At 68.9% G+C, this 23,683-nt stretch carries 18 protein-coding genes and 3 pseudogenes; 8 read left to right on the top strand and 13 right to left on the bottom strand.

What is annotated here, in order from left to right; translation table 11 throughout:
* Nucleotides 1-48: 48 nt before the first annotated feature.
* Nucleotides 49-1,659 carry an ABC transporter substrate-binding protein gene (locus ACLF3M_RS34175; RefSeq protein ID WP_430661494.1) on the bottom strand — a complete coding sequence of 537 codons (1,611 nt, stop codon included), beginning with the start codon at nt 1,657-1,659 and terminating at the stop codon, nt 49-51.
* Nucleotides 1,656-2,837 carry a mandelate racemase/muconate lactonizing enzyme family protein gene (locus ACLF3M_RS34170; protein WP_430661493.1) on the bottom strand — a complete coding sequence of 394 codons (1,182 nt, stop codon included), beginning with the start codon at nt 2,835-2,837 and terminating at the stop codon, nt 1,656-1,658. The genes ACLF3M_RS34175 and ACLF3M_RS34170 overlap by 4 nt, the downstream gene beginning before the upstream one ends.
* A 137-nt stretch (nt 2,838-2,974) precedes the next feature.
* Here ACLF3M_RS34170 and ACLF3M_RS34165 point away from each other — a divergent pair, with 137 nt between their 5' ends.
* Nucleotides 2,975-4,510 carry a M81 family metallopeptidase gene (locus ACLF3M_RS34165; protein ID WP_430661492.1) on the top strand — a complete coding sequence of 512 codons (1,536 nt, stop codon included), beginning with the start codon at nt 2,975-2,977 and terminating at the stop codon, nt 4,508-4,510.
* Between the two features lie 45 nt (nt 4,511-4,555).
* Here ACLF3M_RS34165 and ACLF3M_RS34160 read toward each other — a convergent pair.
* Nucleotides 4,556-5,128, bottom strand: a pseudogene (locus ACLF3M_RS34160) (helix-turn-helix domain-containing protein); the annotation flags it as partial.
* A 496-nt stretch (nt 5,129-5,624) separates the two neighbouring features.
* Between ACLF3M_RS34160 and ACLF3M_RS34155 the strand changes: the two are divergent.
* Both ACLF3M_RS34155 and ACLF3M_RS34150 read left to right on the top strand, forming a co-directional pair.
* Nucleotides 5,625-8,432, top strand: a complete 2,808-nt coding sequence (locus tag ACLF3M_RS34155; RefSeq protein ID WP_430661491.1) for a tandem-95 repeat protein — start codon at nt 5,625-5,627, stop codon at nt 8,430-8,432.
* Nucleotides 8,433-10,031: 1,599 nt separating this feature from the next.
* A complete protein-coding gene (locus ACLF3M_RS34150) occupies nt 10,032-10,334 on the top strand; it encodes a recombinase family protein (RefSeq protein WP_430661490.1) in 303 nt (100 codons plus the stop codon).
* A 493-nt stretch (nt 10,335-10,827) separates the two neighbouring features.
* Here the strand turns inward: ACLF3M_RS34150 and ACLF3M_RS34145 are convergent, their stop codons facing one another.
* A complete protein-coding gene (locus tag ACLF3M_RS34145) occupies nt 10,828-13,404 on the bottom strand; it encodes an HWE histidine kinase domain-containing protein (RefSeq protein WP_430661489.1) in 2,577 nt (858 codons plus the stop codon).
* 294 nt (nt 13,405-13,698) lie between these two features.
* On the opposite strand from ACLF3M_RS34145, the gene ACLF3M_RS34140 reads away from it, so the two are divergent.
* Nucleotides 13,699-14,082 (top strand): hypothetical protein, encoded by a 384-nt coding sequence (locus ACLF3M_RS34140; protein WP_430661488.1) that lies wholly within the window; start codon nt 13,699-13,701, stop codon nt 14,080-14,082.
* Here the strand turns inward: ACLF3M_RS34140 and ACLF3M_RS34135 are convergent.
* Nucleotides 14,039-14,860 carry a TSUP family transporter gene (locus ACLF3M_RS34135; protein WP_430661487.1) on the bottom strand — a complete coding sequence of 274 codons (822 nt, stop codon included), beginning with the start codon at nt 14,858-14,860 and terminating at the stop codon, nt 14,039-14,041. The two genes, ACLF3M_RS34140 and ACLF3M_RS34135, sit on opposite strands and share 44 nt — an antisense overlap.
* Before the next feature lie 561 nt (nt 14,861-15,421).
* Here ACLF3M_RS34135 and ACLF3M_RS34130 point away from each other — a divergent pair.
* Nucleotides 15,422-15,748: a transposase gene (locus ACLF3M_RS34130; protein ID WP_430661486.1), complete on the top strand. Its 327-nt coding sequence runs from the start codon at nt 15,422-15,424 to the stop codon at nt 15,746-15,748.
* Nucleotides 15,749-16,068: 320 nt separating this feature from the next.
* On the opposite strand, the gene ACLF3M_RS34125 is transcribed toward ACLF3M_RS34130, so the two are convergent.
* From ACLF3M_RS34125 to ACLF3M_RS34115, 3 genes are all read right to left on the bottom strand, one after another.
* Nucleotides 16,069-17,058, bottom strand: coding sequence for a hypothetical protein (locus ACLF3M_RS34125; RefSeq protein ID WP_430661485.1), 990 nt, complete (start codon nt 17,056-17,058; stop codon nt 16,069-16,071).
* The gene (locus tag ACLF3M_RS34120; protein ID WP_430661484.1) at nt 17,055-17,414 is read right to left on the bottom strand and encodes a hypothetical protein; all 360 of its coding nucleotides are present in this window, start codon (nt 17,412-17,414) and stop codon (nt 17,055-17,057) included. The genes ACLF3M_RS34125 and ACLF3M_RS34120 overlap by 4 nt, the downstream gene beginning before the upstream one ends.
* Nucleotides 17,415-17,637: 223 nt before the next feature.
* On the bottom strand, nt 17,638-18,669 hold the full coding sequence (locus ACLF3M_RS34115; protein WP_430661483.1) for a helix-turn-helix transcriptional regulator: 1,032 nt from the start codon (nt 18,667-18,669) through the stop codon (nt 17,638-17,640).
* Nucleotides 18,670-19,074: 405 nt separating this feature from the next.
* Here ACLF3M_RS34115 and ACLF3M_RS34110 point away from each other — a divergent pair, with 405 nt between their 5' ends.
* Nucleotides 19,075-20,094: an ABC transporter substrate-binding protein gene (locus ACLF3M_RS34110; protein ID WP_430661482.1), complete on the top strand. Its 1,020-nt coding sequence runs from the start codon at nt 19,075-19,077 to the stop codon at nt 20,092-20,094.
* A gap of 115 nt (nt 20,095-20,209) precedes the next feature.
* Here the strand turns inward: ACLF3M_RS34110 and ACLF3M_RS34105 are convergent, their stop codons facing one another.
* The 4 genes and pseudogenes from ACLF3M_RS34105 to ACLF3M_RS34090 all read right to left on the bottom strand — a co-directional run.
* Nucleotides 20,210-20,575 carry an STAS/SEC14 domain-containing protein gene (locus ACLF3M_RS34105; RefSeq protein ID WP_430661481.1) on the bottom strand — a complete coding sequence of 122 codons (366 nt, stop codon included), beginning with the start codon at nt 20,573-20,575 and terminating at the stop codon, nt 20,210-20,212.
* Between the two features lie 167 nt (nt 20,576-20,742).
* Nucleotides 20,743-21,150 (bottom strand): hypothetical protein, encoded by a 408-nt coding sequence (locus ACLF3M_RS34100; RefSeq protein WP_430661495.1) that lies wholly within the window; start codon nt 21,148-21,150, stop codon nt 20,743-20,745.
* A 258-nt stretch (nt 21,151-21,408) separates the two neighbouring features.
* A pseudogene (locus ACLF3M_RS34095) lies at nt 21,409-21,597 on the bottom strand (phage portal protein); the annotation flags it as partial.
* A gap of 121 nt (nt 21,598-21,718) precedes the next feature.
* Nucleotides 21,719-22,288: pseudogene (locus tag ACLF3M_RS34090) on the bottom strand (phage head-tail joining protein); the annotation flags it as partial.
* Nucleotides 22,289-22,346: 58 nt separating this feature from the next.
* On the opposite strand from ACLF3M_RS34090, the gene ACLF3M_RS34085 reads away from it, so the two are divergent.
* On the top strand, nt 22,347-22,718 hold the full coding sequence (locus ACLF3M_RS34085) for a VOC family protein (protein WP_430661480.1): 372 nt from the start codon (nt 22,347-22,349) through the stop codon (nt 22,716-22,718).
* Between the two features lie 184 nt (nt 22,719-22,902).
* A complete protein-coding gene (locus ACLF3M_RS34080; protein WP_430661479.1) occupies nt 22,903-23,289 on the top strand; it encodes a DUF1330 domain-containing protein in 387 nt (128 codons plus the stop codon).
* Nucleotides 23,290-23,379: 90 nt separating this feature from the next.
* On the opposite strand, the gene ACLF3M_RS34075 is transcribed toward ACLF3M_RS34080, so the two are convergent.
* Nucleotides 23,380-23,683 (bottom strand): integrase core domain-containing protein (locus ACLF3M_RS34075; protein WP_430661478.1); only part of this gene is annotated, 304 nt, incomplete at its 5' end.

Below are 23,683 nucleotides of genomic sequence, written 5' to 3'. Positions count from 1 at the left end.
GGCCCTTGTTCCATGCCGATCAACACAGGGGGCCTCCTGTTTGGACGTCTATGCCACCGCGACGTTCCAAAGAACGGGGATCGGCATCTCGATCAATCCCGAGATGTTGCTGCGATGGGCGACGGGCGTATAGATCTGACCGAGCGGAACGAAAGGCAGGTGTCGGGCGGCTGCGCGCTGCAGACCCTCACCGATCTCCTTGCGCTGGGTCAACTCTGGAGCGCGGGCGTAGGCGTCGCGCAAGCGCTCGATCTCAGTATCGCACGACCACCCGAACCAGCCTGCGCGGTTGCCCTGCGCGTCGGTCTCGCAGGGACTGGCGAGCGGGAAGCTCGTCAGGGGATTGTTGAGCTCCACGCCGAGCGAGCGGGTGTGGAAGATGTGCCAGCCGCCCTGTCGCGCGGGCTGGCGGTTGCCGCGACGGGCGAAGACGCTCGCAAGGTCCTGCGCGACCACGTCCACATTGACGCCGATGCGGCGCAGCTGGCCGATCGTCACCTCGGAGAGGCCGGTGAGGATCGGATTGTCGGTCGGGTGCAGCACCGTGATCGGCTCGCCGCGATAGCCGGCCTCGGCCAGCAGGGCGCGCGCGCGGTCCAGGTCCGGGCGGGCATAGGCCTCCATACCGGCCTCGGTGCCGATCGGTGAGCCGCAGACGAGGAAGGCGCGGCAGGCGCGCCAGTTCTCGTCATCGCCGGCGGCCGCGCGAAGGTAGTCGGTCTGGTCCACCATGCAGGCCAGCGCCTGACGTGCACGGACGTCGTCGAAGGGCGGGTGCAGGTGGTTCGGCCGCAGATAGCCGAGCCAGCCCTGTCGGTCGAGGATGCTGACCGTCACGCCGCGCGCGCGGCGCAGCAGGCGGAGCAGGTCGAAGGACGGCGAGTTGACGATGTCCACCTCGCCCGCGACCAGCGCGTTCGCCTGGGTGCTGGCGTCGGGGACGATGCGCCACTCCACGCGCTGCACCCGCGCCACCTTGCCACCGGCGTAGCCGCTCGCGGGCTCGGCCCGCGGCACGTAGCCATCGAAGCGTTCATAGACCACGCGCGAGCCCGGCACGTGCTGGTCGGGCAGGAAGCGGAAGGGCCCGGAGCCGATGACCTCGCGGATCGCCGTGTTGGGATCCGTCTCGGCCTCGCGCTCGCGCATGACGAAGCACACGTTGGACGACACCTTGGCCAGCGCGTCCAGCAGCACCGGATAGGGCTCGCGCAGCTGGAGCCGGAAGCGGCGGTCGTCGACCGCATCGAGGGCCGCGGTACGTGCCAGCACCATGCGGCCGAACACGTCACGTCCGCCCCATCGCCGGATGGAGGCGGTGCAATCCCGCGCCCGCACCGGCGAGCCATCGTGGAAACGCAGTCCGTCGCGCAGTTGGAAGTCCCAAATGAGCCCATCGTCGGAGACGGCGTAGCGCTCCACCATCTGCGGCCGCGGCGTGAAAGAAGCGTCCTGCGCGAAGAGCGTGTCGTAGATCATGTAGCCGTGCTGATTCGTCGTCAGCGCGGTGTTCACGATCGGGTCCATGGACGGCAGGTCGAATTCCGGCACGAAGCGCAACGTGCCGGGCTGACGCTGTGCCCGGGCGCCACCGACGAGAGCCGGTGCTGCGAGCAGCCCTGCGCCGGCGGCGATGACGGCGCGGCGGGTGGCGGTCATGCTGATCCTCCATCTGGCAGGGGTGGGGCGAAGCGCATGTCGGAGTACTGGCCGGCGGGCAGCGGTGCCCCGGGCGGCAATCGCAGCCGCTCCACCGTCGCGCGGTTCAGCCGGATCCCGAGGCCGGGTCCGTGCGGGAGCTGCAGCAGCCCGTCGCGGATGACAAGTGGCTCTTCCAGCAAGTCGTTGATAAAAGGCGTGCCGGTGCGGTCCACCTCCACGGTGATCGCATTCGGCAGCGCGGCGACGACCTGGGCGTTGGCGATCACGGCGAGCGCGTCGGACCAGGTGTGCGGGGCGAGCCGGACACCGAGCGGCGCGGCGGCGCGCCCGACCGCGGCGACGACGCTGATGCCGCCCGCGCGCGAGGCATCCGCCTGCACGATGTCAACGGCGCGCTCGCGCAGCAGCTCGCGGAAGCCGTCCTGGCCGAACTCGTTCTCCCCGGCGGCGATCGGGACACGCGCGATGCGGCGTAGGGCTGCGTAGGCTTCGACGGCCTCGGGCTCGAACGGCTCCTCGAACCAGAAGATGCCGCGGGCCGCGAGCTGCTCCGCCAGGCGCGGCGCCTCCTCTGCAGTGTACCGCATGGAGCCGTCCACCATCAGGTCGTGCCCGGGGCCGGCGCCCCGGCGGACCGCGTCGACCATGGCAAGGTCCCGCGCGCCGCCGTAGCCGAGGCGCATCTTCATCCGGCGAAAGCCGTCCGCCGCATGCCGTGCAGCCTCCTCGGCGATGGAGCCCTCGTCATCGTGCCAGAGGAGCCCGCTCGCATAGGCCGGCACGACATCGCGCGCGTCGGGGGCGAGCAGCTTCCGCACCGACATGCCGGCAGCCTGGCCGCGCAGGTCCCACAGCGCGGTGTCCACCGCGCCGAGCGCGGCCACCGCCGCGCCCTTGCGGCCGTACCAACGCGTCTCCAGGTGCATCATCCGCCAGAGCTGCTCGACCTCGCGCGGATCCTGGCCCGCCAGAAGCGGCGCGAGGTGCCCCTCGACGGTGATGCGCACCATGTCCGGATGCGCATAGGCGCTGCCGAGGCCGGTGCGGCCACATTCCGTCCGGACCTCGACAAGCGAGGTGAGGCGGTGGGTGCAGGCGCCGCCTGCGTAGCGGAAGCCGTGCGGCGGCGGATAGGCATAGACGAGGGTGGTGACCCCGATCTCCGCGATCCGCATGCGCTCGTCTCCTCCGGACGCGATGCTAGGCGCATCGCATCCCCGCATGCGACTCCTTTTTCGCATACGCAAATCGCTCTGGACGCCCCACGTCCGGTCTCCGCATAGTCCACGGCCAGACAAGGGAGGGCGCGCCGATGACAGCCAGGACGGCCCCGCGCATCGCGCTCGGCGGGCTGCTCTTCGAGGGCAACACGCTCTCGCCCGTACGCAACCCGCTCTCCACCTTCACGAATAACCCCTACGCCGAAGGCGAGGCGATGATCCACCGCTTCGCCGGCAGCGACACGGAGGTTGCCGGCGCGCTCAGCGTGCTCGCGGCGGCGGAGGCGACGGCGGTGCCGCTGCTCTACACCCACGGAGGCGCCGGCGGGCGCGTGACGGCGGAGGCTTGGCAGACGCTGCGCGACGGGCTGCTTGCGCGTCTCCGCGCGGCGCTGCCGGTCGACGGCGTCTACCTTGCCCTGCATGGCTCGATGCTGACGGAGACGACCGACGACCCGGAAGGCGAGCTGCTCGACGCCGTGCGCGAGCTAGTGGGGAGCGCCCCCGTCGCGGTGAGCTGCGACATGCACGCCCATGTGACCATGCGCATGCTGGAAGCCGCCGACATCCTGCTCGGCTATCAGCTCTACCCGCACGACGACGGCGTGGAGACCGGACAGCGTGCGACGGGCTTGTTGCTGCGAACGATCGCGGGCGAGATCCGGCCGCGCATGGCGGTCTGCAAGCTGCCGATGATCCTGCAGGCCCAGAAGCAGCGCACCCGCGGACCGACGCCGATGCGCGAGATGTACCGGCTGGCCCGCGCGCTGGAAGCGACGGGCTCGGTGCTCTCGACGAGCTACTTCCCGGTGCAGCCCTGGATGGACGTGGACGATCTCGGCGTGGCGGGCGTTGCGATCGCCGACGGCGACGAGGCGCACGCGGCCCGCGCCGCGGAGGCGATCGCGTCAGCCTTCTGGGAGCGGCGCGACGCCTTCGAGGTGGAGACGGCGTCGGTGGAGGACGCCATCCGCGCCGGCGTCGCCGTGCCGCCAGGGTTCTGCGTACTGGCGGACGCCGCCGATTGCGTCGGCGGCGGCGCGCGCGGCGACAGCGCCGTGGTGCTGGCCCGGCTGCTTGCGCTTGCGCCGGACACGACCGCTGCCGTGCCCCTGGTGGATCCCGAGGCGGCGGCCGCGGCGCACCGTGCGGGCGAGGGCTCGCGGCTGTCGCTCGGCCTCGGCAACCGCTCCCTTTCCGACTATGGCGCACCGGTTGACGTCGATGCGGAGGTGGTGCGGCTGTTCGGCGGGACCTTCACCTATTCGGGCGGCATCATGGGCGGCGCAACGGCCGAGATGGGGCCCTCGGCCTGGTTGCGCGTCGGGAAGGCAGATGTCGTGGTGGCGAGCAACCCGACCTACGAGTACGGCGACGAGCAATTTCAGGCCGCCGGCTTCGATCCGCGGACACGGCGCTTCGTCGTCGTGAAGAACCCGATGAACTACCAACAGGCCTTCGCCGGCGCCTCAGCGATGTTTATCCTGGAAACCCCGGGCCCGACGACGCCTGCGCTGTCCCGCATCGCGATTCCCCGCGCCCGCGCCGGCCGGCCCTTCTGGCCCTTCGAGCGCGACCTGACGCCCGTCATCGCGGCCCGGCCCATCCGGCGCCGGCGCAACGACTGACCCTGCGGCGTCGCGCGGCAGGATCGCGCCGACCAGAAGTGCGTCAGCCTCGCCCACGGCGGCGGCGGCGTGTGCGCGACCGCTGTCGAAGATCACGCTGTCGCCGGCCTCGAGCCGGACCGGGGGCTGCCCTTCGATGGAGAAATCCACGGCTCCGCTCACGACATAGGCAAACTCCTCGCCGGGATGGCGCAGCGCCGGACCCCATGCCGCGAGGCTGCGCGCTTTCACGCGCGTCAGCATCGGCACGAGCCGGCGGTCGGCCGCTCCGGCCGCGAGATACTCGAGCTCGAAGCCGGGCTCCTCGTGGCGGAGCCCTTCCCCCCTTCGGGTCACCGTCATCTCCGACGGGGCGCGTGCGGTGTCCTCGGCGAAGAAGGTGCCGACGGGCACGCCGAAGCCCTCGGCCAAGCGCGAGAGGTTGGCGAAGGTCAGCGAGAGCAGCCCGTTCTCGACCCGGGACAGCGTGCCCACGGACAGCCCCGTGCGGCGTGCCGTCTCCACCAGCGTCCAGCGGCGCCCGGCACGAAGCCGCCGCAGGTTGCGGCCAAGCGGGCTGGCGTTGCATAGGGCCAAGGACGGTCCTTCCTGAAGCGGCGACGAGCCTCCGCCGGGCATCACTCGAAGAGGGAGCGGGCGTCGAATTGTCGCGCGCATGCCGACGTTCGGTCAGTTGTTGCCGGCGAAATTGGGGAGGTCGACGCACCCAAGTCAATCTGAGGGGCTCTGGTCACCTGCCTAATCGCTCTCGGGTTCGTCCGCCGCGCGCCGGATGGCACGCTCGATGACCTGTTCCGCGCGGCCGCAGCGCCGCAGCCGGAGCAAGCTGAAATTAAGCGCGCCGTCATCCCTCGCGTTACAGCGGCTCGCCGGTAAGCGTCTTCCTTGCAAGCAGCGAGGGCGCTGAAAAGACGCAGGCTGCGTTGACGAGCGCTTGCTCCGCGGCCTCGGGCAATTCCTGAAAACCAATCAGCCGCGCATCAACGGCACTTTCTTTTTCGTAACTATACCGCTACGCTTCCGAAAGACTAGAGCGCTCTCGCCGTTTGGGACAGCGCGGTTTCGAAACTCGTAGTAACGTCTTCGATTTCATTGAGAACGCCAGGAGCCAACAGTGGCTGTCACCGGGACCGCGACTGCGGGGGCCGATACGCTGATCGGCGACAATGCCGACGACGTCATTCGGGGCGCCAAGGGTAACGACCGCGTTCTCGGAGGCGGCGGCCGCGACACGCTCTGGGGCGACGAGGGCAGCGATACGCTGGACGGCGGGACGGGCACCGACACCGCCGCCTACCTCGGCAAGGCGTCGGCCTATCAGGTCACGCAGCAGGCCAACGGCTCGTGGCTGGTCAAAGACATCTCCTCCAAGAACGGCCCGACCGACCTGCTGACGAACATCGAGCGCCTGCAGTTCGACGACCGCATCGTCCTGCTCGCCCCGGACGCCGCGCCGGTCGCCCTCGCGGACACGGCGGTGATGAACGAGGACGGCGCGCCGATTACCCTCGACGTCCTAGCCAATGACAGCGACGCCGACCGCGACGCGCTGTCCCTGACGGCGATCCGCAGCGTCTCCGGCGGCACGGCGTCGATCGTCAACGGGAAGATCGTCTTCACCGCGGCCGCCAACTTCAACGGCACGGCGACCATCACCTACGCCATCGCGGAGAGCCTCGGCGCGCTGCCGGTCTACAACAGCGCAGGCACGCTGGTCACGCCCGGCACCGCCCAGGGCACGGTCACCATCACGGTCAACGCCGTGAATGACGCCCCGACGGCGCCGGCGACCCGCACCATCTCCACGACAGAGGACGTTACCACCGCCACCGTTGCGATCGGCGCCACAGACATCGACGGCGATGCGCTGACCTTCGCGACCAAGGCCGTCGCGGGCCAGCTCACCAAGGGCAGCGTCGCTTACGCCAATGGCGGCTTCACCTACACGCCGAACGCGAACGCCAACGGCACGGACAGCTTCGCCATCCTGGTCAGCGACGGGAAGGGCGGCAGCGTCGAGCAGCTCGTCACTGTAACCATTGCGGCGGTGAACGACGCCCCGACCGCGGACGCCACCCGCAGCGTCGCGACCACCGAAGATACCGCAACGGCATACATCGCGATCGGCGCGTCGGACGTGGACGGCGACACGCTGAGCTACTCGACCAAGGCCGTCGCCGGGCAGCTCACCAAGGGCAGCGTTGCCTATGCCAATGGCGGCTTCACCTACACGCCGAACGCGAACGCTAACGGCACGGACAGCTTCACCATCCTGATCAGCGACGGGAAGGGCGGCACGACCGAGCAGCGCGTCTCCGTCGGCATCACGCCAGTGAACGACGCCCCGACCGGCCAGCCCGTGATCACCGGGACGGTGAAGGTCGGCGAGACCCTGACCGTCGGCACGGCCGGCCTGGCCGATGCCGATGGGCTCGGCAGCATGACCTACACCTGGCAGGTGCAGGACGGAGCGCTATGGACCACGATCGGCACCGGTGCGACGCATACCATCGGGTCGGACGAGATCGGGAAGGCGCTCCGGGTCGTCGCGGCCTACGTCGATGGCGGCGGCACACAGGAAAGCAGCGCGTCCGTCGCGACCGCACTGGTGCAGAGCGGCCTTCGAATGACCGACGCGGTCGTCTGGTCCGGCGCCCAGTACAGCGGCCAGACCTTCAGTGCGCAGCTCCGCGGTGAGGAGGCTATTGGCGCGGTCTCCTTCCTTCTGCAGGACGATCCGGCGGGCCTGATTTCCTGGTTCGATCCCTCGGGGAGCATCGGCATCACACTGCCCGGTTTGCCGGCGGGTACGACCGTCGAGGCGACGTTCGTCGCAACGGACGAGTCGGGCGTCACGGATACCGGGACAGTGACGCTGCACCGGACCGAGGCGGCGCTGGAAAGCTTCGCCTTTACAGGCGGTGAGGGTGACGACCTCTTCTTCCTGCCGAGTGGCCACGGCACGGTCACTGCCGGCGGCGGCTCCGACCTCGTCTTCGCAGAGTTCACTACGGGCAACATCGTCGTGGACGACAGTGGGGGCGGCGAGTCCCTGACCGTGCAGGCCAACAGCGTCCTCGGCAGCCTGACGGTCTCCTCGACTGCCGACCGGGTCTTCCTCAATATCACCGGTCTCGGCGGCGCACTGACCCTGAGTGAGGGGACGCCGGTCACCTATGGCGTCGTCTCCCGGGTCAACGGGCTCTCTCTCGGAGCGGTCGAGTCCCTGCAGGCATCCTACATCTCGGGCGACGCCACCATCGAGGTAGTCGCCAGCGGTAGCGCGAGCCTTAACTACGTCTCTGGCAACGTCTGGCTCAGCGGCCAAGGCGTCAAGTCGGCCTCGCACGTGCAGGGATCCGTCTTCCTGAGCGGCGGCGGGACGCTGATTGTCCAGGATAGCGCCGGCACCGCGACGCTGATGGGCGACAGCACGCCTGACACGCTGCGCGCAGCCGGCGTGCAGGGCGGGGCGGCACTAGACGGGCGCGGCGGCCATGACTTCTACCAGGGTCCGGGCGCCGTCGCGGCGACGGGCCTGGACAGCTTCGAGAGCTTCGTCCTGCGCGCGGGCGAGGTGGAGTACGACATCATCGCGGGCTTTGACGGTACGCCGGCGGGCGGTGGCGACGAGGTGATGCTGGTCGGCTACGGCGAGGGCAGCGTGACGCTGGAATACGCCGCGACGGCGACGCTGCCAGGCGTGCAGACCTACGTGCCCGGCCAGGGCTATGTGCAGGGCCCGCCGATCACCTATGTCTCGGAGAAGGGCTGGCGCATCGACGGCACCGAGGACGGCTTCACCACTGTATCGAACACCTGGCAGACCTCCGCCCAGGATCCAGTGACAGGCTATTGGACCTGGACCTGGCACGTGCAGGACAACAATTTCGATCCGTTGGCTGATATTGTCTGGGCATGATGTAACTGAGATGCGGTGCGTGCATCCGGACGAGCAGGGCGGCAGCGGAGGCGCACTTTTAACGACCATCAGGCTCGCCCGGCAGCAGAGCTTCTAACCCGCATCGCGAGCTCCAGGCTGGGACGCGACAGACGGGCGTTCAACCTTCGTCCTCATGCTTTTCCTGGTCTTCGGAACCTCGTTTGGTCGCGACCCGGCGGTAAGCGTACCCTCAAGACCTTTGTCGGTGCGCCGTGCATCTTCGGCTGCCTCGGCCAGGAGCCAGGCTCGGAATGCGGCGACCTTTGGCATGTCTGTCGTCGCCTCTGGGCATACGACCCAATAGCTGCTGGCCATGCGCAAGGAGACATCGACCGGCCTCACTAGCCGGCCGTGGACAAGATCCCAAAGGCCGCATCGGACTACAACGCTGCTGGCGCACTCGGCTGCCCAGCAGCGCGGAGTTTGCAAACCGTCACGCACGGGCCCGGCCGGTGCCGGCCGCGAGGCTCGGCGAGCCCGCTGAGCCGCGCATCACCGCTTGTCTTCGGCGCCTTCCTGCGTGTCCGGCTTGCCCTCAGACCTTTCCTCACCCTCCTCCTCGGGCTCAGGAGCGGTTGGCGGTTCGGCCCCGAGCAGTTCGGCGCCTGCGGCTGCCGGCGTCGCCAGGGTTGCCGCGGCCGCGGTCGCCACTGCTGCTGCCCCGATGGCCGCGGCCAGTGGGGCTGCTGCAGCGACCGCGGCAGCGCCGGTCACCAACGACGCCGGGCCTTCCGCGCCTCTAGCTGCAGCCTCAGTCATCACCTCGACGGGCGAAGTCTCAGGGTCAATCCGCTCGGCCTGAGTAGACGGCACGGGCGCCACCTCGCCACCCCGTCGGCCGCCAGCGTCTGCTCGAGAAGAGCGCTTCTCCCGCCCGACCTCAGCTGCGGGTCGACTTTTCATCGTCTTGGTGCGCTCCTTCCGCGCGGCGGCCTCCTTGGCCGGTCGAGAGCGACCGGGCGATGCAGTGGCACGGCGAGCTTTGCTCGCAGGCGTTCCGGTCGTCTCGCGACCGATCCGCTTTGTCGCTCCGGCGGCCTTCGCGGTGGAGGGCTTGGCCTGGGCGACCCGGGCCGTCTCCGTGCGTGCGGCGGTGCGCCTCGTAGCTTTCGCCGCCTTTGCCGGTGCTCCCGCTGTCCGCCCAGGAGACGTGGCCGTCCTCGTGCGCTTCCGGCTCGAGGCTTCAGCCTTGCCCGGCGCAGATGCAGCAGGGCGTCGAGGCTTCGGCGCGCTTGCCCGCCCGGTTCCGGCACTTCCCCTTGCAGCCACCTTGGCCGGCGCAGCTCGCCGCTTCGGCGCGTCCTCGGCGGCGCTCGACGCGGTCGAGCGCTTGGAGGTGCGCAAGTTCGAACCTGGCGACCCGGCCGCCTTCCTGCCCCTCGCTGCCGCTGCGCGCCCGCGCGTCTTCGGCCGCTTCGCCTTGTCACTCGGATCTTTGGCCATCGGCTTGCCTCAACCATTCAGCCCGTTAGCCAACGCGATAAGCAGGGGCAAAGCTCCGCGATGCAGCGGCGCCCATTCATCAGCGACGACCTGCGACGGAGCAGATCGGAGCGCCTTCGGCGAAGTCCGCTTGCTATGCTGCTGGGACAGAGCGAAGCGTCTACCTGCGCTGGCGATGTCTTCGTATTCGACGACCAGCATCCAGCCCTGGCTTGCGACGAAGACCTGGACGGCGAGGACGATCGGCGAGCCGGCTTCCAGACGGCGCTGGCGCGCTGCCGGCAACTTGGTGCTGTGCTGGTTGCGGCGCGGCTGGATCGGATCACCCGGCGTGCCCACACGCTGTCGCAGCTGCTGGAGGACGGGATCTCGATCCGCGCTGCGGACATGCCCGGCGGCGACGACCTGATGATGCGGGTCTACGCGGCGATGGCGTAGAAGCAGCGCGAGCTGATCAGCGAGCGAACGCGTGCCGCGCTGGCGGCTGCGAAGGCTTGCGGGAAGGTGCTGGGCGGCGACCGGGGGTACCGCCCCGTCGCTGGTCCGGACGCGGCCGCCGCGGCGCAGGCACGACGGGAGACGGCGGAGCGCGCAGCGCATCGGCTCGCACTCGAGTTGGAGCGGCTGCGCGCCGAGGGGATCCAAGGGCAAGCGACGCTGGCGCGGCTGCTGACCGCAAGGGGCGTGCCTACGCCGCGAGGTGGTGCGGTCTGGAGGCGTACGACAGTAGCGCGGGTGATGGCGCGAGTTGTCGGCTGACGCCGACTCCCAATCAGCGGCACAGCCGTTCTAAGCGGCAGCGGAGCAGCGGACGCGTGCGTTCTGGACGGCAACGCATGGGCAGTCAGATGACGAAATGTGCTCGGGTGGTGCGCGCTCCACCATCGCCCTGAGTAGCGGCTACTATATCTGCCGGCGCACGCGATCCGGTTCAGTCGACTACGACACCGGCGCTGCCGCTCAAGCCGGACATGTCGGATGAGTAGGTGAGCGACACCTGCAGGTCGCAAACTAGGCCCGTCTGCTTCCAGGTGAGCGACACCTCGCCACCCAGCTGGCGGCGCAGCGTGGCGTCGAGCACGCGCGTGCCGAACCCGCGCCGCAGCGGAGGCCCCGCCACCGCCGGTCCGCCCAGCTCGGTCCAGCGGAGCGACAGTCGCGGCGCCGCTTTCGCACCTGCGAAGCGCCACGACACCAGCACACGGCCCTCGGCTGCCGAAAGCGCCCCGTGCTTCACCGCATTGGTCGCCAGTTCGTGCACGGCCATCGCGAGGGGCTGTGTGGCTTGGGGCGGCAGCATCACCTCCGGCCCATCCAGTTCCGCTCTGCGGCGCTCAGTGCCACTCGCCGAGGCCAGGAACGGCGCCAGTTCGGCTGCAAGCAGGGCACGAAGGTCCGCCCCCGCCCATTTGTGGCCCGCCAGTAGGCTGTGTGCGCGCGCGAGGGCATCGACCCGGCCCTCGACCGCCGTCGCATAGGCCGCGGCATCCGTCTTCGGCGTCAGCCGCATCGCGGCCTGCACGACGGCAAGCGCATTCTTGGCGCGATGGTCCACCTCCCGCGTCAGCAGCGCCTGGCGCTCCTCCGCGGCCTTGCGCTCTGTTACGTCAACGTTGACGCCCGATATACGCGCGGGCAGATCGCCCGAAGGGTTAGAAACGGCCTCGCCCCGGGAAAGCAGCCAGCGGACCGACCCATCAGGGCGCAGGACACGGAACTCAATCTCGAAGCTGCCGCCTTCCTTCGCCGTGCGGGCGCGATGCCGTTCCACCGCGGGCCGGTCGGCCGGGTGAACCCGGTGCAGGAGCGTAGGGAAACTGATCGGCATGTCCGGCTCCAAGCCCCACATTTCGCGGAACAGGTCGGAGACTACGAAGCGCCCGGCGGCACTGTGTATGTCGAAGGTGGCGAAGCGTGCGCTTTCGGCAGCGCGGCGAAGCGCCGCCTCACCACCCCGCAGGTCAGCCTCTGCCCGGCTTCGCCGCCAGGCGAGCGCGAGCATATGCGAGGCAGCCTCGAGCAGCCCGAGCTCCACCGGCTCGAAGCATTCGCGCCGCGTGCTGGCCAGGGTGAGGGTGCCGAGCGCGCAGCCGGTGCGGTCGAGCAGAGGCTGGGAGGCGACGGCGCGGGCTCCCAGACGGCGCGCGATGTTGCCGGCCCGGTCGACGGCGACGCGCACTGCATCAGCGGCGACGCCTGCCCCGGTCGCGTCGGCAAGGCCGGCAAACCCGGTATCCAGCGCGACTAAGCGAGTAAGGTCGGTGCGGTCCGCCGACAACCCGCGCACGGCTATCAGTCGGAGCAGCCCGCCTGCCTCGTCAACAGCATGGCTGAGGCCGATATCGGCGTCGAGAGCCGGGCACAGCCAATCGAAGGCGGCTTCCGCCAGCACGGCTTCCGTCGCCTCGCCTTCAAGCATGGCGCGGCTCAGCCCGAGCAGCAGGGCTTGGCGCGCCGCGTCCCGGCGCAACGCAGCCTCGGCCTCCACGAGGCCGACGCGCATGCTTTCGAACTCGCTCACGGCTGCCGGCGGGATTGCGGCGGCGATGGCACCCGCGACATTGGGATGCTGGGTGGCCTCACCGGCCCGCTCGGCCAGGGCCGTGACGGGTCGCAGCACGCGGCGTGCAACCCAACGCACCGTCAGCAAGGCCGTCAGAAGCGCGAGGAAGCCGCCGAGAAGCAGCGTAAGGAGCGGGGAAAGCCAACTCGCGCGGTAGTCGTCCCAGCGTTCGCCAACGGCGAGCAGCCAGCCCGGCTGGCCCCGCAGCCGCTCGAAAGCGAGCAGCACATCCACGCCGCCGGCATTCGGGCCGCGCACAAGGCCGCTCTGGCGCCCCGCCATCGCCTCCACCATCCAGGACGGTGCGGGCGTGCCGATCAGGCGCTGATGATCGGCGGATCGCGCGACGACCCGCATGTGGCTATCGGCGAGTGTCGCGAAGGCGCCCTCGCCCAGCCCTTGTGCCGCGAGCAGGCGCGACAGGCGCTCCAGGTCGAGCGGGGCACCAAGCACTCCGACCGGGCGTCCGGCCGGGCCGGGCACCGGCACGATGATGGCCACCAGCGGCTCGCGGGTTGTGGTGCTGATGACAAGGTCAGTGACAACGGTCCGCCCCGTCTCGATGGCTTGGCGGTAGAAGCCGGGGTTGCGTGTCGGACCGAGCGGAGTGCCGGGCGGCAGGTGGGTGTTGATGCGCTGGTGGCCCTCATGGTCGGCCAGCACGATCCAGGTGCCAAGCGCCGCGGCGGCGCCGCGCGCCCGGCTCTCGAACTCCGAGACGTCGCTGGCGGGATCAAGTCCCGACGATGCGGCGAGCACACGGAGCGCGGCCTCCACGGTCTCGATCTCGGAAACGAGGATGCCCGCGAGCCCACGGGCGCGGTCCAGCAACCGCGCTTCGAACGCCCCCCGGTAGGCTTGAACGGCCTCCCATGCAGCGCCCCCGCCAAGGGCAAGCACGGGCAGGAGCGCCGCGAGAGCAAGAATGACAAGGTGAGCGCGCAAGCTGGCGCGACGCGGCCCGCCCGAGCGAAGGCCTGCAGCTGTGACGGCGGATCGAGCAGCGGCGCGAAGGACGGCGCGACCGTCAGGCTCCGGCACGATCGGCTCCCCCGGCCCCTATCGGGGACCTTTCCTGCGACGTATCCCACGGTATTGGACACAGAATTGCACGGGATTGCCAGCCTTCGAGCTGCGACGTGCACGGGCACGGTCTGGCGGGTCCCAGCAATCTGGACGGAAGCGATCGGGGTCCTTTCTGCGATACGCACAGTTCGCGCCAGCGCGTCAGGGGGTGACGTGCCGCTCGGCAGCATGGTCGAGGAGCATTCGCGCCAGCGTCACTGCGCACCAGCCAATTCACCTTCGCCAAACCACGCTCGAACGGAGCACTACGGCTATCGCGGCACGGACATGCGGGTGATCTTCGCAGGTCGATCACCCCTCTCCTCTGTCTTGTCGCGTCTTCGTCTCGGGCAGCCGTGGTCGATTCTCGGCAACCAGGCGCTGCACCTCGCGCGCGGTGCGGCGGAACTCCTCGGCGTCGTCCCGGTTCAGGAGCGCCATATCGTCAGCAACCGCCGCTGGCGCATCGCCACGGCCATGCTGATGTCGTTGCGTTACTTCGAGTACAAGCACCTTACCAGATCAGTCCTGCCCCGGCGACCAGCAGCAGCACATTGATCGCTGTGCCGAATTGCTTATCCGTCAGACGCTTGAAGATCGCGAGGCCGCAACACGTCCCCATCAGGGCAGCGGGGACGAACGTCCAGGCCGTCGCCGCTATTCCTGGCCACGACCCCGAGGTCACCGTGCGGAGCAGCACCAGGGTGAGGATTTGCATGATGAGGATGTAGGGCTGATAGACGCCGCGTTGACGGTTCTTGTCCCAGCCCTTCATGCTGCACCAAATGGTCACGAGGGCGCCTGGAAACGCTGCCAGACCGCCGGTGATGCCGCCAGCCACTCCCGCAAGAGCATCATGCAGACGACCACCTCGTACCGTCAGTGGCTTCCTGAACAGCATGTAGGCGCCATACAGGACGAGCGCGACGCCCATAATGCGGGCGTACTGCGAGGTATCGAGGTGCAGCAGCAGATAGACGCCGATCGGAAGGCCCATGATGCCGCCGACCAGCATGGGGAAGAGGGCATGCCAATCGATTGCCCGCCGGAGCGCCCAAACCGAAAGGGATTGGATGGCGATGCTGCTCAGCAGCATGATGGTGACGACTTCGACGGGCTCCCGCATGAGCGGCAACAGCATGGCGGCAGCGATCGCCGAGAAAGCGAAACCGGCGATGCTCGATACGGTGGCGGCCACCAGGACAGCCACAAGAGCGAGGGTGCTCGCGCCCGAGGATAACAGACCCAGGATGTTCAGGGCGGCAGCGTAGAGCCAGATTAGAACCGCGCTACTGACGGCGAGCACCCATGGGGATATCAGCGTCAGCCGCGACATCTACCGTCAACGCGACTTGGTTTGTGCGTCTCGATCGCAAAGCGTCTGGGCGGCACGACGATGCGGGTCGGCATGCTCCGAGGTCTGTCTGTGGAGGAACGGCCGACCCGTCATGACAACCCGTTCCGCTCGATCCTGGCTAAAGGTCAAGGTGAAGTTCGCCGAATGCAATCACTGCAATCACCAATTGGAAAGCGATCACGGCTGCGATCGTCATGATTGCTAGTCGCACGGCCGCGCTCCTGTTTACGGTTGCGCGACGGAAGGCGCTCCAAATACGGCAGTCAACACGCCGTTCGTTCGCGGAACGACTTTTGACAACGAGAGCGCGGAATGTCTTAGTGCGATGGACAAAGTCCGATCATGACTGGCGGACGGCAGCGACGATGCAGGATGTGCTATTGAAATGACGGGCGCGGCGCAGCCTGATGGAGGTCGGAAATCTGGTGGCAGACCACCAACATGACTGGCGGGACTCGCCGCTTTGAAATGACGACGAAGGCGGCCGAGACCGGTCGTAGAACGGGTCGTAAGACTGCTCGCAAGCCGCGGCCTGACGAGGTGGTCGAGGTGGTCACCCGCGGCGAGGGCCGACGGAACTGGTCGTCGCACCAGAAACGCCGGATCGTCGTCGAGGCGATGCAGCCCGGCGTCACGCCGACGGAGGTGGTCCGGCGATGGGGCCTCACCTCGAGCCTGTTCTACATGTGGCGGCGACAGGTGATGAGCGGCGAGCTCGGTGCCGTGCCGGCGCCGCTGCCCGCCTTCGCGCAGGTTGCCGACGACGCGCCGGTACCAATCATGACGCCTACCTTCGGCAGCAGCACGCGGTCCGGTACCGCCGCTGCCTGCCCCGGAATGTCCCGCACGGCCTCCCGCGCGCATTGAGGTGGTGCTGCCCGACGGGACAGTGCTGCGGCTCGATGAGGATGTCGGCGCCGACGCGCTACGTCGCGTCGGCACAATTGGCCCTTCGCCGCCGCGCGAGCAAGTCCTTGGCAGCGGTGTTCAAGCCGATACGCGCGACAAACGGCGGCTGCGGACGTGCGCTCCGCGAAACGCGACAAAGTCAGGTCAGTGTGCTTGAAGTGCCGAGGCCAACGCCCGCGTTGAGCCAGTGACGAGCGAAGTACGGCCCCACAGCGGCTCGCCGGGGCAAATTATGGTGGCAGGTTCGCCTAAGCCGTAGTCCATCGGCGCGGACCTCCTCATTGCCGCTGGCCGGCTTGCTGCGGGATGGTCGGGGTCTGGCGAGCCGCTCGGTCCATCAGGGTGGCGAAGATCCGCTGGGTCGCAGCGGGCAGCATGAAGATCGGGAAGACGCTCATCGCCAGGAACAGCTCGACGCCCGGGTGATCCGCGAGGAACGGCGCCGCAGCCGCCCAGACCAGCGTGATGTTGCGGTTGCCGCTGACGAGGCCGACGGTCAGCGCGCGATGCCGCTCCAGCGCGGTAAAGAGCAACGCCCCGACCGCCTGCAGCGCGGCGTTGACCAGGAAGGCGAGGCCGAGCAGCAGGGCCGCCTGGCCGGGAGCCTCCATGATCTCGTCACGCATCCCACGCATCGCGCCGATGGCGACCAGCAACAGCCCGAGCACGGCGATGCCGGTCATGGCGTTGGGATTGTCCGCAACCCACCGCCCGGCATACCGGCGCAGCAGCCAGGCCGTTAGCGCCGCGCCGCCAATGATCGCGCCGAGGCGCAGCGACATCGCGAGCGGGTCGACGACCATCTCCGCCCCGGCCAGCGCGACCGCGAGCGGCGCCAAGTAGAACGGTGCTGCGAGCGTGGCCGTGACGGTCGCCAGCAGCGCGAGCGGCGCGCTCAGCCCGAGCATCGCCGCGATTGCGGCAGCGCTGCCGACCGGCGGCGCGAGCGCACAAAGCAGAAGGCCGAGGGCGAGATCCGGCCCGGGGCGAACGGCCTGCACCAGCGCGTAGGCCAGCAAGGGCACGCCAAAGGTGGACCAAGCGAGGATGAGGACGATGCCGCGCCGATCCGCCGCCTCGGCGCGGAAGGCCGCGCCGTCGACCTTGAGGAAGGCGCCGAGCGTGAAGATGAACACGGCGACGCCCATCAGCGGGCGCGCGGCGTCGGCCAGCACCGGCGCCACTAGGCCGATGAGCACGCCGGCGCAGAGCAGCGCGGGGCCGTTCCGGCCGGCGCGGGCAAGGATGGCGTTGGCGCCGGCGCTCATGGCGCTTCCCCGCGGACGGGCGCGACGGGGTCCGTCCGGCGTGGCCGCGGGAACACGGCCGCCCCGTCCTCTTTGCAAACGTCTCGCGCATGCCGCGTCGCCGCGCGCAGCTCCGCCGCACTCGTCGCGCCGGCAAGGAGACGGTCATGCAGGTATCGGACGAACTGGCCGGGCGTGAGCGGCTGCTCGATCGCCCCCACGGAGCAGAAGCAGAGATCTGTTATCCCCGCTGGCACCGCGCCACTGGAGAACTGGCAGAAGGCGATCAGGTCTTCCGGATCGGGCGCGCCCTGCGCCGCGGCCGGCCCGGCCAGGGCAATGCTGATGCAGGCGATGTAATGGGCGCTGCTGGCCATGCGGGGAGTTCCTCTCGACCTGGTCCGCCGCCGATCGAGGCAGGAACGGGCAGGCGAAAGTCACGCCCGAAACTGCGGCACGCCGCGTCATCCGTTTAGATGACACGCCCGATCCCCTTGGTCGCGATCGCGTGAGGTCGTGCTGCAGGACAATTGTCTGAAGCGGCTTGCCATCACTCGGCCGAACCGCAGTGCCCTGCCGCCCAGCCTTCCCTGATGGGCCTTACAGCTGGCCCGGCGGCCGCAGCGGCGAGGCAAGGGAAAGGGTGCGCCCGACCAGTTCGGCCTGACGCGACGTGCCCGACTTGGCGAACAGGTCCGCCAGATGGGACCGCACAGTCGCGACCGACACGCCGAGGATCTCGGCGATCCCGTCCGGGGTGTGCCCCTGTGTCAGGAACGCAAGCACCTGAACCTGCGCAGGGGTCAGCCCGAAGCTGCGGGCAGCGATAGCGACCGGGTTGCGCGTGTCGTCGCGCGGCGTCCGCAGCACCAGCAGCGTCGGCCAGTCGGCACCCTCGCCGGCGCCCCCGATATCGAGGCCTACCGCGAACAGCAGTCGTTCCTCGCCGTCAGCCCCGACCAGGCTGGCCTCGATGCCGCCGGGACGCCTGGCGTCCTCGCCGGCGGCGCGGCGAAGCGCCCGCTCCGCAGCGTCGCTTGCACCCCGCACCCGGCCATCTTGCAGTCGGAGCACCGCGCCACCCGCAACCTCGCGTTCCGCGCGCGGGTTCGCATAGGTCGGTCGCGACTGTCCGTCGATGATGAGCACTGCGGCATCGATCTCGTCGAGCGCCGCGCGATAGCTGTCCGCGGCGATGCGTTGCGCGCCGAGCACCTGCGAGATCTCAACGGCGCGCCGGATATGGGGCGCGACCAGCTCCACGCCGGCGATCTCCGCCGGCGTCAGCACGTCGCGATCCTCGCCGGTGATCAGGACCCAGTTGCCGAATGTGTCCCCCTCGTCGGTGACCCTGTATCCGATGAGGTCACGCAGGCCGCGCGGCCGCACGTATTCGCGGTAGTACCGCGTCGCATGCAGCGCCTCGAGGCCGTAGTCGCGCGAGGCAACGAGGGCGCGGTCGATCGGCTGGACCATGACGAGCGGCAGGAAGGGGTTGATGGCGAGCGAGCGGTCGTCCTCGGCACTCCACGTCAGGCCGTGGAGGGCGGCGATCGACACCTTCCCCGTCATCGTGCTGACGCCGAGGGCACCGCGCTTCCCGCCGATCGCCTCGCAGAGCCGCGCCAGCACGTCCGGCCACGCCTCAGGCCGCAGCGTGCAGTCGTAGATCGCTCCGATAGTCTCGCCGAGGAAGGCGGGGTCGTTCAACAGCCGCATCGGCCACTCATGCTCCTGGATGCCAAACGTGATGCGCCGCGGCGCAGCCCGTCGACCACTACCACGACACCGGGCGGGGGTTCGCCCTGCAATGCCGAGATGTCACGAAGCCCGGGCAGCCCATGCCCGGCCTCCATGCCGCCGCTCACCCGCGTTTGCCGTTCCGCTGTTTGCCCGGAGCCCCTGCTGCCGCTCCACGATCGCGCGCCAACGCAAGATCGCCGGCCCGGTTTGAAGGCTGTCGTCGATTACCCTTGCTCTTGCGCCTGCAGCCGCGATCCAATGCGATGTCGAAGCGACAAGATTGGGAGGTCAGCCATGAAGCGCAGGCCCCTGATGCGCGCGAGCTTGTCCGTGATGGCCGGGGTCGTGACTGGCCGCCATGGCCTCGCTCAGCAGCGTGCGCCGCGACGCATCGGCGTGCTTATCAACGGCGGGCCCGGGCCATTCCACGACGCCTGGCGCCGCACCTTCGCGCAAGACTTCGCGCAGATCGGGCTGCTCGAGGGCCGCGACTTCTCCGTTGAACCGCTCTTCGCTGAGGGCCAGCTCGGCCGCCTGCTGGTCCTCGCGGCCGAGCACGTTCGGCGAGGTGTGGACGTCATCGTGGCGCTCGGTGGCCCGGCCGCGAGCGCTGCCCAGAGGGCGACAACGGCGATCCCGGTAGTCTTCTCAATTGTCACCGACCCCGTCGCCCTTGGACTGGTGGACACCGCACAGCGTCCCGGGCGCAACGCCACGGGCGTCACCAGCCTCGACCCGGGGCAGGCCGAGGCGCAGATGCGGCTACTCAAGGAGGTGTTCCCCGAGATCGAGCGAGTCGCAGTGCTCAGCGATCACACCATTCCCGGCGCCGACGCTTCAGGTCTGGCACCAATCGACCGCGCGAACAGGTCAGCGGCCGAGGCGCTCGGCCTGCGTCCGCAGGTCGTGAAGCTGCCGGCGCCAACAACGGCGGCGCCCGATCCAGATTTCGGCGCCGCCTTTGTGGAGATGGCACGCGAGCGTGCCCAGGCGGTCGTGGTGTTCGATACGCCGCTCAACTTCGCCCATAGCCGGCGCATCGCCGAGCTGGCCGTGGCGCACAGGTTGCCAGCGATGTTTGCTGGTGGCTTCGCTCTCGCAGGTGGCTTTATTACTTACGGTACGTCCGTCGCCGACACCTGGCGCCGGATACCGGCCATCGTGGACAGAGTTCTGAAAGGTACGCCTCCGGGCGACATCCCGGTCGAGTTCATCACGCGCCGCGAGCTCGTGTTCAATCTAGGCGTCGCAGCGCGGATCGGCGTCACGATCCCGCCCGCACTGCTGTCGCGCGCGGATCAGGTGATCCAGTGAAGCTGGAAGCATGCGCGCGAATTCTGCCGAGAGCCGGAAGAGAACGCTAACGTCCTGGTGCTGAGGGGCCGTCTGCGACAGGCTTCGAGTGTTTAGGTGACCGCGTGCTCGGTCCTTACGCGGCCTGCAGCCATGCCAGCGCGTTTGCTTTCTCGTCGCTCCTGAAAACCTTGAACTCAGGGTGAGCAAAGTGCTCGGCTATTCTAGGAGCGATCTTCAGAATCGCACTGTCCGTCACCACGGCCACGCGCTCAATCTTGCGGTGATGGTCGCGAACAAAGCTCATGTGCTCGACGAGCGCGCCCAAGCTGTCCCATCCAGGAAAAGCGGGTGCCTGGATGAGCAGTCCGGTGAGCTTTCCATTTTCGCTGATGTAGGGATCGACCGTGCGTGTGATCGCGCGGAAATCCTCGGTGGTCAGGGCTCCCCTGGGCATTACGATGAGTACGCCAGCATCACGCAGCAGCTCGAAGTCAATCATGGCCTGCTCCTTCGACCTCTACGCCGTCGCCAGGTCGACGTGGATGGGCTCCTACGCTCCGGGCGCATCATGGCTCTGAGTTGCCCTGCGAGGAAAGCTGGAGCAGCACGGTCTGACCGCTCTTCGCTGTAACCGTGTCCTGGATCGCGTCGCACGCGCCGTTGTGCCTAGGTTCCGTTCCTGATCTCAGAACGCCTCGGCGCTGCGGCGCCGGTCGCGGATATCTCTACGGCGGCCATCTGTGCCGCGTCCTGCGCGCTGCCTGACTTCGCGACACGGCGCGGATCGGTATCAAGCGACAGGCCGGCCTCGTCGAGCAGCGCGTTGGCCTCGCGGATCATCTCCACCGCGGCCCGGAAGTCGTAGCCGAAGGCGCCAGCGGCATCGGGCTGTGGCACGAAGCCGGCCCGCACCTGGGCAATGAGCGCCGTCGTGTCCTTCAGCGGGTCGATCATCTCGTGCGCCGGCGGGACGTGGCTGACGCCGTCCGGCATCTCGGCACCCCACAGCCCAAGAAGCGCCCCCTGCGTGTGGAAGCGCTCCGCGATCGGGCGGACCAGCATCGGGATCAGCATCCCGTACTGCACCTGCTCGCAGAGACGGCGGAACTCGATCTTGCCGGCCCGCAGCGAGGAGTAGTTCGCTGCGTCAGATCGCCCGAGACCTGGTCGTAGGTGAGGCCCGCCCCAACCGCGGTGGCCTCGAGCGCGCGGCGCGCAAAGGCGGTGTGGCTGCCGCCGCCAGACGGGTTCACCACCTCCACGGAAGTGCCGGTCAGCGCCTCGTCGGAGGTCGCGCAAGCGGAGGAGCACTGGGGCCAGCCAGGACACATCGCGCAGCTGCCCGGGCCGGCGCTTGCGGAATATGTGCAGCACATCCCGCGCTGGGACGCTCTGACTACTCAGCCCGGTGGCGCAGGGCAGGATCCACGCCGCGCCAGGGTGCACGCGGTGCAGCCAGTAGCCGATCGGCTCGCCGGCCTCGCCAAGGGCGATGCCCTGGATGGTCGGGCTCCCGTCCACTACCCCGTTCCGCGCCGTGTCGAGGTGGTCGCTCTCCAGCAACCTGCAGCCTGAGCCCGATCGGGTTGGTGGGCGACGGCGGCGCCATCAAGAAGCGGACGAAGGACTCGCCGCTCTCGACGACCGCCCGCATGACCAGCGCCTGCAGGCCGTAGAGGTCTAGCCGGCCTTCGGCGTCACAAGTCGTGCTCTCCGCCCAGCGCCGCCAGGCGGCCGCGTGGCGTCCGTCCGGCCAGCGCGTGGTGACGCCGGCACCGACCGCGTTGCCGGTCCAGAGGTCCACGATCCGGCTTGCGTAGGGATCGTTGCGGACAGCATCGCGCGCACGCCGCGCCACTGTCGCCGCGGCCATGCCGACCTCGGCCGTCGCGCTGCCGCCGGACGGCGCCCAGCTGGAGGCGCGCCCGTCCTGCTCGGCGGCATAGCCGCGGATCGCCGTGACGATGCGCCGGACCAAGCTCACGCCGTCCCCCGCGAAAAGCTGGCCAGCGTCACGGACGGACGGCGGGCGGCCGAGGTCTCCGCGCCGCAGCACGGCCAGCGCACGGCCGAGTTCGTCGAGGCTGCGGTACTCGACGGTGCGTCCATCGAAGGTCACGCGTGTGGTGCCCCCGGTGTAGGCTGCGGCCAGTGCAGCAGCCCGGCTGCCGGCGGGCTGCGCCAGCGCCCAGGCGAGGACGGTCGGATCCATATTGGTGTCCTCAGTGCAGCTTGGCCGAGCCGCGGCCGGCATTGAGAAGAGGGAGCCCATGACGATCACGCTCAACCACACGATCGTTCCCGCCCGCGACAAGGAGGCGGCCGCGCGGTTCTTCGCGCAGATCTTCGGCCTGCAAGTTGAGGGGACGGGCGGGCACTTCGCGCCGGTCCGGGTGAACGGCAGCCTGACGCTCGACTTCGCTAGCGCGACGGGGCCGATCGCCAGCCAGCACTACGCCTTCCACGTGAGCGATGCCGAGTTCGACGCAATCCTGCAGCGGGTGCAGACGGTGGGGCTCGCTTTTGGCAGCGCCCCTTGGACCCTAGAGGACGGCAAGCTCAACAACTGGAATGGCGGCCGCGGCGTCTACTTCAGGGATCCCGACGGCCACATCCTCGAGCTCATGACCGTGCCGCAGTGACAATCAACTGGCGCGAGCGACCTTGATGAGGCGGCTATGGCGATGGTCATCGCCAAGGCGCAGAGTTAGCCAGCCGGAGCTTCCACGTGCAGAGCGCGCGCTGATCGGCGAGCGCCATGCGCTTCGTGCGCTGTGCCCTTCACGCTGCCTGCCCCGACGTGCGGATAGAACGGAGGAGCCCAAGATGATTGCTCAGGTCAAGCTGGCATTCGGTATAGCGGCGGGCTTCGGACTCGGTGCGCTCACCGTGCAGGCGCTGCATGCGCAAGCTGGGCCGCCTGCTTACGTCATCTCGGAAATCACCGTGACGGATGCCGACGCGTACAATAGGGAGTATGTGCCACTCGCCAATAGAGCGTTGGCCGAAAGCGGCCAAAGAAGGCTTGCGTCAGGTGGCAGAACGGTCGCGCTGGCAGGAGAGCCGCCTGCTTCGCGGATCGTCGTTTCCGTCTTCGAGAATTTGGAGAAGGCACGAGCTGCCTACAGCTCCCCCGATTACCTGGCAGCTCGGGCGATCGGCGACCGGTATGGGCGGCTGCGCATTTTTGCTGTCGAGGGATTGGCACAGTAGCGACGCGCTGGCCCCGCTGTCCGTCGTCGGATGATTTGGGACGGTCGGGGTTGCTCAAGATTGGAGTGTCTGGCTCACCTGGGTTGAAGGTTATGCGGCCTGGTGCTGATGCAGCAAGCGGCGGCGCTGGATGGTGCGGTGTTTGATGCGCGCGCGCTCGCGCAGGATGGCGGTGCCGCGGCCGAAGTAGACATCAGCCGGGGTGAGGTTCTGCAGGCTCTCGTGGGCACGGCAATGGTTGTAGTGCTCGACGAAGGCGGCGACCTGCGCCTCGAGCGCGCCCGGCAGGTAGTAGTTCTCGAGCAGGACGTGGTTCTTCAGGGTCTGGTGCCAGCGCTCGATCTTGCCCTGGGTCTGCGGGTGGCAGGGCGCACTGCGGGTATGCGGCATGCCA

It is taken from the genome of Falsiroseomonas sp. HW251, from assembly GCF_050563545.1.
GTDB lineage: Bacteria > Pseudomonadota > Alphaproteobacteria > Acetobacterales > Acetobacteraceae > Falsiroseomonas.
Note: the sequence above shows the minus strand (reverse complement) of the source record. Positions and strands in the feature narration are given on the sequence as shown.